The sequence below is a fragment of the Streptomyces nidicola genome (assembly GCF_050106155.1).
Lineage (GTDB): Bacteria > Actinomycetota > Actinomycetes > Streptomycetales > Streptomycetaceae > Streptomyces.
Map to the genome: position 1 here is coordinate 2,456,607 of NZ_JBNBPI010000001.1, position 13,351 is coordinate 2,469,957.

Here is a 13,351-nt window from a genome sequence, read left to right on the forward strand (position 1 = left end):
GGCCGAGGCGGTCGAGATGCGGGCTGCTCTGGTGCGGCTGCGGCGGGGCACGGGGCTTCCCGTGGCGTTCGGCGGGCTGACCACCGGCGCGTCGCAGGTGCGGATCGCCGAACTCAGCGGGGCGGCGACCGATTCGCTGCGCGGGCTCGGCGTGGTGGCGGGCAACGGTCTGGGCGGCAAGGCGCTCGGCCTCGCCAGGGCGTGCGCCGTCACCGACTACCAGGGCTCGCGGCACATCAGCCACGAGTACGACGCCCCGGTCGCGGCGGAGGGCCTGCACTCGGTCCTCGCGGTGCCCGTCGTCGTACGGCGCCGGGTGCGGGGTGTCCTGTACGGGGCGCTGCGCGCGGCCCGGCCGCTCGGCGACCGGGCGCTCGACGCGGCGATGGCGGCGGCGCGGGACGTGGAGCAGGCGCTGGTGGTGCGCGACGAGGTCCAGTCCCTGCTGGCCGTCACGCGGACCCCGGCCGCCGAGGACGCCGGGGCGTGGGAGGAGGTCCGGGAGGCGCACGGCGCGCTGCGGGCGCTCGCGCCGAAGCTCGTCGACCCCGGGCTGCGGAGCGAGCTGCTCGCGGTGTGCGGCAAGTTGGCCCTGGCGTCGGATCCGGTGCGGCCCGCGGAGGCGCCGGTGCGGCTCACGCCGCGCGAGGTGGACGTGCTCGCGTGCGTGGCGGCGGGCGCGACGAACGCGGGGGCGGGCGAGCGGCTCGGCCTGCGCCCGGAGACCGTGAAGGGGTATCTCCGCTCCGCCATGCGGAAGTTGGGCGCGCACACGCGGGGAGAGGCCGTGGTGGCGGCTCGACGGGCGGGGCTGTTGCCGTAGGGGTGGCGGCGGGCGGATGGTGGGGTCCGGCGATTGTCAGTGGCGCGGGCTTCAATGGTCTGCGTGGGGTTCGGCGTGCGGCTCTGCGTGCGGTTCCGCGTGGGGTTCTGTGTGCATTGAGGGACGAGGCGGGAGGGGGCGAGGACCATGGCGGACATGGTGTCGATGGACCGGTACCTGGCGTTCGCGGCGATGTCGCTGCTGGTGATCGTGGTTCCGGGGCCGAGCGTGCTGTTCGTGATCGGGCGGGCGCTGGCGCACGGGCGGCGTACGGCGGTGGCGACGGCGCTCGGCAATGTCGTCGGCTCGTACCTGCTGGTGGTGGCGGTGGCACTCGGGATCGGCGCGCTCGTGGAGCGGTCGGCGACGCTGTTCCTGGCGGTGAAGCTGGCGGGCGCGGCATACCTCGTGTACCTGGGCGTGCAGGCGTTCCGGCACCGGCGCGACCTGAAGGCCTCGGACATCCGCGGCCCGGCGGGACCACCGCGCGGCGATCTGCGCACGGTGGCCGACGGAGTGATCGTGGGCGTCACGAACCCGAAGGGCATCGTGTTCTTCGCGGCGGTACTCCCCCAGTTCGTGAACCACGACGTGGGTCATGTCACCACGCAGATGCTCCTGTTGGGCCTGATCCCGATCTCCATAGGCCTGGTCACCGACACGCTGTGGGGGCTCACGGCGTCGGCGGCGCGCACCTGGTTCGCGCGCTCGGACCGGCGGCTCTCGATGATCGGCGGGACGGGCGGCTTCGCGCTGATAGGCCTCGGCGTGACGGTGGCGGCGACGGGCCGCGCGGACTGACGTTCACCTTCACCTTCGGACGGTGCCGAAGTCCACGGTGGCCGGTCCCGGGGCCTCCAGGACGGCGGCGGTGCGCTCCGCTTCGGCGACGAGTTCGTCCCGCTGGATGCGCGTGAGGGTCCGGAAGGGTTCGAGGGTGAGCGCGCTGCCCGCGTCCCCGTTCTCCTTCAGGGTCCAAAGACCGGCCAGGAATCCGTCGACGAGGAACGTCAGGTAGGCGGTGTTCACCTGCCAGTTGCGGCCCCGGTCGGCCTCGTGGATGACGCGGGTGCGGTCGGCGTGCGACAGGAGGAGGTTGTCGAACTCGGCGAGCAGCCGCGGCGGCGCGGGTGTGTCCTCGTCGGGGCGGGGCGCGTCGGGCAGGTCGAACAGCTCGACGCCGTGCTCGTCGTGGAGGGTCACGAGCCGGGGCCGCAGCCGCTCGAAGGCCTCCTTGGTCCGGGTGATGCCGGCCCACTGCTGGAAGTCCTTCACCGAGGCGGGACCGAAGGCGCCGAGGTAGCGCAGGATCGTGTCGTCCGGGGCGGGCGTCGGCTCGGTGGTCCTGCCGAACCAGTGCTCGGCGGTGGTCAGCCGTACCCCGCCGCTGCGCCGCCACAGGCCGCGCGGTGTGACCTGGACGAGGGGGAGGCGGCCGCGGGCCGCGATGGTGAGGGCCTGCGGGTCGGCATCGGGCCAGTGCCCGAGGAGCAGTTCCCGGATCTCCTTCGGGGTGCGCGGCTCCTCCTCGACGTAGCGCCGGGTCAGGTCGGTGAGCCGGTCCAGGTCGACGCCGACGAGGCCGCCCCGGAACATCCGCAGCTCCCGGTCGCGGGCGGGCTGCACGAGGGGGCGCAGCGTCATGCAGTCGTCGGCGGTGTGCATATGGATGGTGGAGCGCATGGTGACGAGCCGGGCCACGCGGCGCTCTTCCAGGGCGGTGGAGAGGGCGGCGGGGGTGAAGCCGGCGAGGCGCGCGGCGAGCGCGAGATACGGCGGCCTGACCTCCTGCGCCTGCAGCCCGACCAGCCGGTCGATGGCACCTTCTGCGCTCAACGAGCATCGAGTGAGCAGGAGTTGGCGCTCCAGGGTGGCGCGTCCCAGGGCGCGGGCGGTCATCGGCTTCGTCGTCATACGGGGAAGGTAACGGGAAACCAGGTCAGATGTGGTCCGCGATGCGCTGCACCGTGGCGTCACCTTCGCTGGTTACGCTGCCGGGGACCCCGGCAGCGTAACCATGGAGGGAGGCAGCGATGCCACGACGGCAGGGACGAGCCGACCGGAACGGGCACGGTGGGGCGCGCCGCTACTCCTGGCGCCGGTCGACCGACCAGGCACCCCCACCCGCCGATCCGCCGACCGCGCCCGCGACCGCCCCGGCGCCGCAGGACCAGGACAGCGTGGTGAACGCGGCGCTGTACCGGGACGGGGTGCGGGTCGCGACACCGGAGACCCTCACGGACACCTACCGGCAGCTGCGCGAGAAGCCGCGCACGATGGCGTGGATCGGCCTGGCCCGCCCCTCCGACTCGGAACTCAAGTCGCTGGCAGCCGAGTTCGACCTGCACGGCCTCGCGGTCGAGGACGCACTGGAGGCACATCAGCGCCCGAAGCTGGAGCGCTACGGCGAGACCCTCTTCGTCGTCCTGCGCGCGGCCCGCTACCTGGACGCGCAGGAGGAGGTCGACTTCGGCGAGCTGCACGTGTTCGTGGGCCCCGACTTCGTCATCACCGTCCGGCACGGCGCGGCCCCCGACCTCTCGGCGGTCCGCCGCCGCATGGAGGCGACCCCCGAGTTGCTCCGGCTCGGTCCGGAGGCGGTCCTCTACGCCATCCTGGACGCGGTCGTCGACGGCTACGCGCCGGTGGTGTCCGGCGTCCAGAACGACGTCGACGAGATCGAGACGGAGGTCTTCTCCGGCGCCCCCGCCGTCTCTCGCCGCATCTACGAACTGTCCCGGGAAATGGTCGAGTTCCAGCGCGCGACCCGCCCCCTGGTCGGCATGCTGCACGCCCTGATGGCGGGCTTCGCGAAGTACGGCACGGACGAGGAGCTGCAGCGCTACCTCCGGGACGTGGCCGACCACGTCACGCACACCAGCGAACGCGTCGACTCCTTCCGCCAGGCCCTCGCCGACATCCTCACGGTGAACGCGACCCTGGTCACCCAGCAGCAGAACGCGGAGATGCGGGCCCTCGCGGAGGCCGGCTTCGAACAGAACGAGGAGATCAAGAAGATCTCCTCCTGGGCCGCCATCCTCTTCGCCCCCACCCTCGTCGGCACGGTCTACGGCATGAACTTCGACCACATGCCGGAGTTGCACTGGGTGCTCGGCTACCCGCTCTCGATCGCCCTGATGGCCACGGTCTGCGTCAGTCTGTACTTCATCTTCAAGCGGCGCGACTGGCTCTGAACAACTCTGAACAACTATGCGCCCCGAAATGGCTGCTGGGCCGCGCACGACGGCGAACGGCCCCCTCGGCGATGCGCGTGCCGGCTCCCTAACCCCGAAACCCGGCCGCGTCGCGCCCGATTTCGCCGCCGGAGTGAATAAACACACCATTCGATGGCGTATCGGAGGAACTGCCGGAACAACCGGGTACCAGTGGGCGACGTCGGGTGATGTGCCCGGCAGCCAGGCAGTGCGCGCGTGTACCGGGCGGCCGTCGCCCAGTGGTGCAGCGCGTCCTTGCTCCTCACGAAGGGAACCTCATGGCCTCAGTCAAGATGGCAGGTCGTACCGCACTCGGTGCCGTCTTCGCCGCGACGCTCGTCGCGACGACCGCCGGTACGGCCCACGCCGCGGCGGGTGAGAGCTCCGCCTACGGCGTGAAGGCGACGCTGGGCTCCGTCGTCAGCGTCCCCGAGACCGTCAAGTCCGCCTACCCGGGCGGACCGCCGGAGAGCAACCTGGCCAAGGTGGCTCTGGGGTCGATCGGCTCCGTCAACGCCGTCAAGACCACCTCGACCGGCAACGCCACGGACGGCACCACCAAGTCCACGGCCCGGACGGCCGAGGCCGCCGTGGACCTCACCGCCGCCTCTGTCGGCGCCGACGCGATCACCACCACCTGTGCGGCCGCGCCCGGCGCCGCCCCCATGGGCAAGGTCAGCGTCGTCAACGGCGCCGCGAAGACCCCGGCGGGCATCGGCGACGTGGAGTTCCCCGCCAACCCGGCTCCGAACACCTCGCTGACGCTGCCGGCCGGCCTCGGGTCCGTCGTCCTCAACGAGCAGATCAAGAACAGCGACGGCTCGCTGACCGTCAACGCCGTGCACGTCAAGGTCGCGTCGTCGACGCCGCTCGCCGGTGACCTGGTCATCGCCTCGGCCACCTGCAAGGCCGGCAAGGCCGAGAAGAGGGGCGCCATCACCGGCACCGCTGTCGACAAGAGCGGCGACAAGGTTCCCGGTGTCGCCTTCGAGCTGAAGAAGGGCAAGCCGCGCGCCGCCGCCCCGTCCTGCACGGGCAACTCGACGGGCAGCTGCACCTTCCCGTCCCTGCCGGCCGCCACCTACCAGGTGTGCGTCACGGACGTGCCCGACGGATACCGCACGCCCGGCCAGCGCTGCAAGGCCGGCATCGTGGTCGACGGCAACCACCGCTACGTGCGCTTCGTGATCCCGGAGGAGTCCGGCAAGAAGGCCTGACACCCGGCCCGTAGAGCGGGCGGGTGGGGCGGCCGCGAAGCCGCCCCACCCGCCCGCTTCCATGTGCGTCGCCCCGGTGGGCCGGAGGGCGACGGTCGAACTACCCGAGCGCCGCCCTGAGTTGCGCCTCCGTCGGCGGCTCGTCCGCCGTCGGGTCCTCGGCGATCCGGTCCGAGCCGAAGCCCTGCGCGATCAGGACGTCGTCCGGGAGCACGCCGCCGACGCGCTTGCCGGTGCCCGGCTTGGTGCCCCAGACGTACACCCGGTCACCGATCTTCAGCAGGTTGAACAGCCGCTTGGCGTCCGCCGCGTACATGTTCACGCAGCCGTGCGAACCCGACTTGAACAGGTCGGAGTACGTGCCGTGGAGGGCCTGCCCGCCGTCGAAGAACTGCGAGTGCGGCATGGGCGCGTTGTTGTAGAGGGTCGAGAAGTGCCGGGCGTGCTTCAGATAGATCTTGTGCCAGCCACGCCGGGTCTCGTACCCCTGCTTGCCGCTGCGGATCGGCACCGGCGCGAACACCACCTTGCGCCCCTTCTGCACCCACAGGATCTGCCGGTCGAGGTCGACACACGTCACCCGGTACGAGCGGACCGGGCACTTCCCCTGGGCGTTGGGGTTCTTCCTGACCTCGTGGACGAGGAGCATCCGGTACGTCTTGAGGTTGGCCCGGCCGTCGGCCGGCTTGATGCCCAAGCGTTGCTGGAGCTTACGGATGGCGACACAGTCCGCGGTCGACTGCACACCGTCCCGCGGCAGCCCCAGCTTCTTCTCCAACTGCCACTGATACGCCCCGGAAGGCGCCGTGCAGGACTTCTCCGGCGCGGACACCGGCCGGAGCGGCTGAGCGTGAGCGGCCGTGGAGGCCAGTAACTGACCGGTCAGGACCGCGGAAGTGACGACCAGCCCGGCGGCGGTGGACAGACGACGCGACACCACGACGCACACCAACCTTCCTCCCTGCGAAGGGGGGTTGAGAAACGAGATACCTCCTCGGTTGTAATCGGGGCCGGACAGAGGCGCCGGACAACTGCTCCACATGGCCGAGCTGCACGGCGCAGGGTGGGGTGACTCAGATCACATGAAATGAATGGCTGGATAGGCGTAATGCAGCGCCACTCAGGTGGTCTCACGCCACAAGGGCCACACGCCCCTGTACCTCCAGACACCCCCATCGGAGCCAGATCATGTACGTCACCCTCCGCTACGCCTCGTCCGACATCCTGGGGCGACGCCTGCGACAGATCCGCCAGGAACAAGGAGCACCACTGGGGCAGGTGGCCGCCGCCGCGGGAATCTCCCGGCTGTGGGCGGCGCAGATAGAAGCCGGCGAAATACTCGACCTCGAGACGATGCAGCTGTACGCGAGCGCGCTGGGGGCCCGGATCACCGTCACCGTGGAGTACGAGAGCGGTGTGGCGTCCCCGGCGAAGTTGTCCGCGATGCCGCAGCAGCCGAGGCTTCGGAGAACTCGCACGGAACGCTGATGCGCCTGGACCTAGGAGGAGGCGCGCACCGCCGCGGCAACGGCTCCACCGATGGCCTTCGAGCCGGCGGCGTTGGGGTGCAGCGGAGCGGCGACGTGTGTCGGGACCAGGCCTTCGAGGTACCGGTCGGCGGGTGCCGCGCAGCTGTCGTGGCCGACGCCGAGGGGGTAGGTGTCGACGAAGGTCGCTCCGTGTGCCTGAGCCGTCTTCTTCAACGTGGCGCCGAGGTGGTTGACCGTGTTCTGGATGTAGGTGGCGTCGACGTCCCAGATCGGCTGCGTGGGGAAACAGCCGCCGGGGCGGATGTAGTTGCCGTATCCGATGACGAACACGTCGGCGTTGGGGGCCAGTTCGTCGACGCGGTCCAGAGTTGCCGCGAACTTCGGCGCCCAGGCGTCGATGTCGGCCTTCAGTGTGTCGACGCCGCCCTTGGTGTACGCGGCGGCGCAGCTGCTGCCGAGTGGCTTGGCCGCGACGTTGACGCAGCGGAGGGTCGCCGCGACCAGGTTGGTGTCGTTGCCGCCGACGGTGATGCTGACGACGTCCGTGTCCTCGTCGAGGGCGTCGAATTGGGGTGCGGTGCCCGGGTGTTGGGGCGTGCTGAAGTGCTCGGCGGTGGCGCCCGAGCAGCTGACGTCGGTCAGCTTCGCCCCGAGCGCCTTGGCCGCGATGTGCGGGTAGTCGGCCAGCGAGCGCAGGCACAGCAGGTTGGAGGTGTCGGTCGGGAGCACCAGCGGGGCGGCGGCGTACGAGTCCCCCATCGCCACGTAGTCGAGGGGGTCGGCGTCCGCGGCCGTGGCCGTGGGGACGGCGGCGGGAGTCGCCAGGGCGGATGCGGCGATGACGGCTGTCAGCACGGCGCGCGAACGGGAGAACACGGGGCTCCTTCGAGGGGGTCGGCGGTGCGCGCGAACGCACCGGTGGACGCGGCTCTCGCCCGGCGGGCAGACAGGCGGACAGCCAGGCGGACCTGCCGTTTACCGGCCGGTAAGTTTGTGGTGGGATACATCATGTCGGCGCCCCGGCTCCCCGCTTCCGGTCGGGAGAACAGCGTTTCGCGAGGTGTTTTGTGGCTGCGTACAAACCCGACGGCATCACCGTCGGCGGCGAAGACCTCCAGCACTACCTCCTGAGCTCCCTGCACCGGCTCCAAGGGGAGGTCGTGGAACGGCTGCGGGTGCGGCTCCCCGTCTACGGCACACTTCCCGCCGAACAGCTCACGGGCGATGTCACGCGCATGGTCCGGCGCGGGATCAATGACTTCGCCCGGGTACTGGCCGACGGCACGATGCCCGGCCCCGAGCAGCTCGCCGAGCTGAGCAGTTCGGCCGCGCGGCGCGCCGAGGAAGGGCTGCCCGCCGAGGCGGTGGTGGCCGCCTACTTCCTCGGTGCCCGCCTGTGCGTGGACGAGGTCGCGGCCAGGGCGCGCGGCGAGGACGTGGCGGCTCTCACCACGCTGCACCGGCTGATCCTGGAGTACCTGCAACTCGTCACCACCGCCGTCACGGCCGGCTATCTCCAGGAGATGCGGTCCACGGCCGGTGAGCGGCACAGCGCCCAACAGCTGTTGTTCAACGCCCTGTTGGAGGGCCGGGCCGACGCGGCGACCGCGGGCGGGACCGGCCTCACCCTGCCGCCCGGCTACCTGGTCCTCTCCCTGGCCCTCGCCCCGCACCCGGACGAGCGGGCCCCCGACGTCGACCCGGCCGTCGCCGCTCAGCGCAAGCTCCGCCGCGTACGCACCGAACTCGACCTGCACACCCGAGGTGCCGCGCTCACCTCACTCACCACCGACGGCGGAATCGCCCTGCTGCCCTGCGAGACCGATCCCGACGGCCTCACCCCGGCCCACTGGGACCACACCGCACAGCTGACGGCCCACCTCGAACGGGCCGCGGGCAGTCCCGTCCACGCCGCGGTCGTCCCCGCGCTCCCCCGCGACATCCCCGAGGCGTGCCCCGTCGCCGCCGAACTGACCCACATCGCCACCGCCTCGGCCCGGCCGCCCGGCCTCTACCGGCTGGAGGACCTGGCCATCGAGTACCAGCTCTCCCGGCCGGGCCCGGCCCGCGACCACATGGCCCGGCTCCTCGACCCCCTGCACGGCCACACCGACCTGCTGCTCACCCTCAGCACCTACCTGCGGCACGACGCGGACCGACGCCGCACGGCCCAGAACCTCAACGTGCACCCCAACACCGTGCTCTACCGGCTGCGCAGGATCACCGACCTGACGGGCCTGGACGCCACCCGCCCCGCCGACGTACCCACCCTCCACGCCGCACTCACCTGCCGTACGCTCCGGCAGGCCCCCGACACCGGGCAGCACTGAGGCTGCCCCGCACCCGAGAGGTATCCGTATGACCGGCGAGTTCGTGATCGCGCAGACCACCATCGACGACGAGGAGCGGGCGAAGGGCCTGGCGCGAGGTGCCGTCGAGAGGCGGCTGGCGGCGTGCGCCCACATCGACGCGCCCATCAGCGCGGTCTACCGCTGGAAGGATGCGATCGAGACCGACCAGGAGTGGCGGATCTCCTACAAGACCACCCGTGACCGGCTCCCGGAGCTGGAAGCCTGGGTGGCGGACGAGCACACGTACGACGTTCCCGAGTGGATCACCCTGCCCGTCACCGGAGGGTCCGACGCGTACCTCTCCTGGGTGGTCGAGGAGACTCGCCCGCAGTAGCGGGAGCCGGCGGCGCTCAGAGGTGGCCGTCCAGCAACTTCCGTACCTCGGCGGTGCTCATGGGCCCCGTGCCGTGCGCCACCGCCTCCCCCTCCTTCAGGAGGACGAACGACGGGGCCCCGGTGATCCCGTATCGCTCGGTCGCGGCCGGACAACGCGTGATGTCGGCGCGGACGACCGTCAGGCGGTCCTCGTATTCGTCGGCGATGCCACCCACGACGAGGTCCATCACGCGGCAGGGCTCGATCGCCTTGGGCCACGTCCCGGTGAAGTACGCGAGGACAGGAACTCCGCTCATCCCGAGGATGAAATCGAACTCCGCGTCCTCACGGGGTCGGTGCACCCGCTTCGTCATGGAAGCCCCTAGCCTCACGTCCCGTCGTTCCGTCCCCATCATCCCCCGCGCCGTCCCTCGCGCAGACCGACCGCCAGCGTCAGTTCGAGGACCCGCTGCGGCGACGCGAGATCCGGAAACAGCTGCCGCAGTTGCGACATCCGGTACCGGACCGTCTGTGGATGGACGAACAACGCGGCCGCCACCTCGTCCCGCCTGCCCTGGTGCAGCAGCCACTCCCGCAGCGTCTCCTCAAGGCGCCGCGCGGTCGCCACGGGCAGGGTCGCGAGCGGTGCGAGGGCCCGGGCACGCAGGTCGGCGAACGCGTCCGCGTCGGCGCTCAGCACCAGCTCCGGCAGGTGGTCCTCGGTGTCGTGGATGTCCGGGGAGAGGGAGCGCGCGCGTACGGCTCGTTCGTACGAGGCGGACGCTCGGGCCCATGGCCGGGCCGGGCCGACCACGGCGGTGCGGTCGGTCAGCTGCCGCAGGAGATGTGGCCGGTCGGCATCGGGAACGAGCAACACACCGGTGGAGTCCGGCAGATCGTCGAGGACGAGGGTGCTCGGGTCGAGCGTGCGGTAGGCGGGCCTGGCCTGGGCGGCGGGCAGCAGGACCGCGGTCAGCGAATCCGGGGGCTGCCACCCGGCCCGTTGCACGGAGGCGAGCAGCACGTCCGGGCTCGCGCCGGCGAGGAGGTCGCGGGCCAGATGTTCCAGGTGGCGCTCGTGGGCCCTGCCCCGGGCGGCCAGTTCGTCGGCGTGACCCGCGGCGCTCGCGGCGGAGAGCTCGTCGATGTAGGCGAAGGTCAGCTCGGCGAACTTGGCGACCTCGGCGGCGGGCAGCCCCGCGGGGACGGCACCCGCCGCCAGGCATCGCCAGGCCACGCGGGCGCCGACGCGGTAGGCGCTGAGCAGCGCGTCCATCGAACGGCCGTCGCGCACCTCGCCGCGGCCCAACTCGTAGGCCGCGTCACCTCCGTCGCCGCCCGTGACGTTCCCGCTCGCGAGGTCCAGGTAGTGCCCCAGGGCGGTGCGGACGGCCCGGCGGATGGTGCCGCCCATGCTGCCCGAGAGGGCGTTGGCGTAGGAGGGGACCTCGTCGATGATCGCCTGGACGATCTCGTCGGCGGTGGTCCTGAGCGCGGCCCGAAGTGCGGTGACCGTCGTCTCGTCCAGGGCCAGTTCGCTGGCCCTCCTGGTTGCATGGTTCACGCTTTTGTTCCCTGCGAACAATTCGGTCGGCCAGATTTACGTCCTGCGGTCAGGACTTTACGCCTTGAGGCACAGCAGGCTGGAGCCATGACGAGTACAGCCCTCCGTAGCAGGGCTTGGAAGCTGCTGGAGATGGTCACGACGCCGCTGCTGCCGTCGGACTACCTGGACCTGGTCAGCCCGCTGCGTGCGGGCGCCGACCTGCGTGGGCGCATCGAGGCCGTGCGCCCCGAGACGGATGACGCCGCGACGATCGTGATCAGGCCGGGACGGGGCTGGCGCGGCCACAGAGCCGGCCAGTACGTGCGGGTAGGGGTCGACGTCGACGGGGTGCGCCTGTGGCGTGCCTACTCCCTCACCTCGCCGACCGACCGCCACCGCCGGGACGGCCGCGTCACGATCACCGTGAAGGCGATCCCGGACGGCAGGGTCAGCAACCACCTGGTCCGCAGGGCGAAACCGGGCACGCTGATCCAGCTCGACCAGCCGACCGGTGACTTCGTGCTGCCGGCGGCCAAGCCCGCCAAGGTTCTCTACCTGACGGCCGGCAGCGGCATCACGCCCGTGATGGGCATGCTGCGCGACACCGGGTTCGACGACGTCGTCATGGTCCACTGCGCGCCACGGCCGCAGGACGTGATCTTCCGCGACGAACTGCACGACCTGGTCGCGGAGAAGAAGCTGCGGCTCACCGAGGTGCACACCGAAACGGACGGCATGCTCGACATCGCCCGCCTCGACGAACTCGTGCCCGACTGGGCCGAGCGCGAGACCTGGGCCTGCGGACCCGCGGGCCTGCTCGACGCCGCCGAGAAGCACTGGAGCGAGCACGGCGTCCCCGAGCGCCTGCACACCGAACGCTTCCGCCCCACCGTCGTCCACGCCGGCGACGGCGGCGAGGTCACGTTCAGCGCCACCGGCAAGGCCGTCGACGCGGACGGCGCCACGCCGTTGCTGGACGTCGGCGAGGAGGCCGGCGTGCTCATGCCCTCCGGGTGCCGCATGGGCATCTGCTTCGGCTGCGTCACTCCGCTCAAGGCGGGCGCCGTCCGCGACCTGCGCACCGGCGAGATCACCGAGGCCGACACCGGCGTCCTCATCCAGACCTGCGTGTCCGCCGCGGCGGGCCCCTGCGACATCGAACGGTAGGAGCACCGTGACCGCCATCGACCCCACCGCCCACCTGACCGCGGAGCAGATCGAGGAGCTCGGCCGCGAGCTGGACGCGATCCGCGACGAGGTGATCGCGGGACGCGGAGAGCAGGACGCCGCGTACATCCGCAAGGTCATCTCGGCACAGCGCACGCTCGAACTGGTCAGCAGGGGCGTGCTGTTGTTCTCGATCTTCCCGCCCGCGTGGCTGCTCGGCACCGCCGGTCTGTCCGTCGCGAAGATCATGGACAACATGGAGATCGGCCACAACATCCTGCACGGCCAGTGGGACTGGATGCGGGACCCGAAGATCCACTCCACCACCTGGGAGTGGGACCACGTCTCGCCGTCCGACCAGTGGAAGCACTCGCACAACGAGCTGCACCACACGTACACCAACGTGATCGGCAAGGACAACGACCTCGGCTACGGCATCATGCGCGTGGACGAGGACCAGAAGTGGCACCCGTTCCACCTCGGCCAGCCGCTGTGGAACTTCCTCAACGCCTGCTTCTTTGAATACGGAATCGCGGCGTACGACCTGGAGCTCGGCAAGAACCTGCACAAGCGCCGCCGCAAGAACCCGGAGTTCCGCGAGCGGGCGAAGGCCGTGGGCCGCAAGATCCGCAAGCAGGTGCTCAAGGACTACGTGATCCACCCGCTCCTGTCCGGCCCGTCGTTCCTGCCCACGCTCGGCGCCACGTTCACCGCGAACCTGGTCCGCAACATCTGGTCCCACTCGGTGATCATGTGCGGGCACTTCCCCGAGGGCGTACAGACCTTCGAGCGCCGGTCGATCAAGGGCGAGACGCGCGGCCAGTGGTACCTGCGCCAGATGATGGGCTCGGCGAACATCAGCGGCAGCAGGGCCATGCACTTCATGACCGGCAACCTGTCGCACCAGATCGAGCACCACCTCTTCCCCGACCTGCCGAGCAACCGGTACGCCGAGGTCTCGGTGAAGGTGCGCGCACTGTTCGAGAAGTACGGGCTGGAGTACGTCACAGGACCGCTGCCCAAGCAGGTGTTCTCCGCGTGGCACAAGGTCTTCCGGCTCTCGCTGCCGAACAAGAGGACCGAGGTCGAAACGCCGGACCGCGAGCGGGAGCGCGAGCTCGTCGCGGCCTGACTACCGGTACACATACGGACAAACAACACCTCTAAGTACCTCTACCTCCATACGGGTACTTACATCACTAATCACCCTGATTGCCGCTCAAAATA

The 13,351-nt window shown here is 70.8% G+C and carries 13 protein-coding genes and 1 pseudogene; 9 read left to right on the plus strand and 5 right to left on the minus strand.

All coding sequences use genetic code 11. The annotated features are described in order from the left end of the window. Nucleotides 1–16 precede the first annotated feature (16 nt). Nucleotides 17–823 (plus strand): helix-turn-helix transcriptional regulator, encoded by an 807-nt coding sequence (locus ACOKM3_RS11305; RefSeq protein ID WP_426906765.1) that lies wholly within the window; start codon nucleotides 17–19, stop codon nucleotides 821–823. Nucleotides 824–979: 156 nt separating this feature from the next. Further along, complete coding sequence (locus ACOKM3_RS11310) at nucleotides 980–1,624, plus strand: LysE family translocator (RefSeq protein ID WP_426906766.1); 645 nt, start codon at nucleotides 980–982, stop codon at nucleotides 1,622–1,624. A gap of 9 nt (nucleotides 1,625–1,633) precedes the next feature. Here ACOKM3_RS11310 and ACOKM3_RS11315 read toward each other — a convergent pair whose 3' ends face one another. Beyond that, on the minus strand, nucleotides 1,634–2,737 hold the full coding sequence (locus tag ACOKM3_RS11315; protein WP_426899483.1) for a winged helix DNA-binding domain-containing protein: 1,104 nt from the start codon (nucleotides 2,735–2,737) through the stop codon (nucleotides 1,634–1,636). A 119-nt stretch (nucleotides 2,738–2,856) separates the two neighbouring features. Between ACOKM3_RS11315 and ACOKM3_RS11320 the strand changes: the two genes are divergently transcribed. Beyond that, nucleotides 2,857–4,017 carry a magnesium and cobalt transport protein CorA gene (locus ACOKM3_RS11320; protein ID WP_426899485.1) on the plus strand — a complete coding sequence of 387 codons (1,161 nt, stop codon included), beginning with the start codon at nucleotides 2,857–2,859 and terminating at the stop codon, nucleotides 4,015–4,017. Nucleotides 4,018–4,316: 299 nt separating this feature from the next. Then, nucleotides 4,317–5,255, plus strand: a complete 939-nt coding sequence (locus ACOKM3_RS11325; RefSeq protein ID WP_426899487.1) for a choice-of-anchor P family protein — start codon at nucleotides 4,317–4,319, stop codon at nucleotides 5,253–5,255. A gap of 232 nt (nucleotides 5,256–5,487) precedes the next feature. On the opposite strand, the pseudogene ACOKM3_RS11330 reads toward ACOKM3_RS11325, so the two are convergent. Beyond that, nucleotides 5,488–6,192 (minus strand): annotated as a pseudogene (locus ACOKM3_RS11330) (L,D-transpeptidase); the annotation flags it as partial. Nucleotides 6,193–6,443: 251 nt separating this feature from the next. Between ACOKM3_RS11330 and ACOKM3_RS11335 the strand changes: the two are divergent. Beyond that, nucleotides 6,444–6,743: a helix-turn-helix domain-containing protein gene (locus tag ACOKM3_RS11335; RefSeq protein ID WP_426899489.1), complete on the plus strand. Its 300-nt coding sequence runs from the start codon at nucleotides 6,444–6,446 to the stop codon at nucleotides 6,741–6,743. 11 nt (nucleotides 6,744–6,754) lie between these two features. Here the strand turns inward: ACOKM3_RS11335 and ACOKM3_RS11340 are convergent, their stop codons facing one another. Beyond that, nucleotides 6,755–7,621 carry an SGNH/GDSL hydrolase family protein gene (locus tag ACOKM3_RS11340; protein ID WP_426899491.1) on the minus strand — a complete coding sequence of 289 codons (867 nt, stop codon included), beginning with the start codon at nucleotides 7,619–7,621 and terminating at the stop codon, nucleotides 6,755–6,757. 191 nt (nucleotides 7,622–7,812) lie between these two features. Here ACOKM3_RS11340 and ACOKM3_RS11345 point away from each other — a divergent pair, with 191 nt between their 5' ends. Both ACOKM3_RS11345 and cutA read left to right on the plus strand, forming a co-directional pair. Further along, nucleotides 7,813–9,075: a PucR family transcriptional regulator gene (locus ACOKM3_RS11345; protein ID WP_426899493.1), complete on the plus strand. Its 1,263-nt coding sequence runs from the start codon at nucleotides 7,813–7,815 to the stop codon at nucleotides 9,073–9,075. A 28-nt stretch (nucleotides 9,076–9,103) separates the two neighbouring features. Continuing rightward, a complete protein-coding gene (cutA, locus tag ACOKM3_RS11350; protein ID WP_426899495.1) occupies nucleotides 9,104–9,430 on the plus strand; it encodes a divalent-cation tolerance protein CutA in 327 nt (108 codons plus the stop codon). A 16-nt stretch (nucleotides 9,431–9,446) separates the two neighbouring features. On the opposite strand, the gene ACOKM3_RS11355 is transcribed toward cutA, so the two are convergent. Beyond that, on the minus strand, nucleotides 9,447–9,785 hold the full coding sequence (locus tag ACOKM3_RS11355) for a thioredoxin family protein (RefSeq protein WP_426899497.1): 339 nt from the start codon (nucleotides 9,783–9,785) through the stop codon (nucleotides 9,447–9,449). A 38-nt stretch (nucleotides 9,786–9,823) separates the two neighbouring features. Continuing rightward, nucleotides 9,824–10,975, minus strand: a complete 1,152-nt coding sequence (locus ACOKM3_RS11360) for a PucR family transcriptional regulator (protein WP_426899499.1) — start codon at nucleotides 10,973–10,975, stop codon at nucleotides 9,824–9,826. Between the two features lie 87 nt (nucleotides 10,976–11,062). Between ACOKM3_RS11360 and ACOKM3_RS11365 the strand changes: the two genes are divergently transcribed. Further along, nucleotides 11,063–12,124, plus strand: coding sequence for a ferredoxin reductase (locus tag ACOKM3_RS11365; protein ID WP_426899501.1), 1,062 nt, complete (start codon nucleotides 11,063–11,065; stop codon nucleotides 12,122–12,124). A 7-nt stretch (nucleotides 12,125–12,131) separates the two neighbouring features. Next, nucleotides 12,132–13,256: a fatty acid desaturase family protein gene (locus tag ACOKM3_RS11370; RefSeq protein ID WP_426899503.1), complete on the plus strand. Its 1,125-nt coding sequence runs from the start codon at nucleotides 12,132–12,134 to the stop codon at nucleotides 13,254–13,256. Nucleotides 13,257–13,351: the final 95 nt, after the last annotated feature.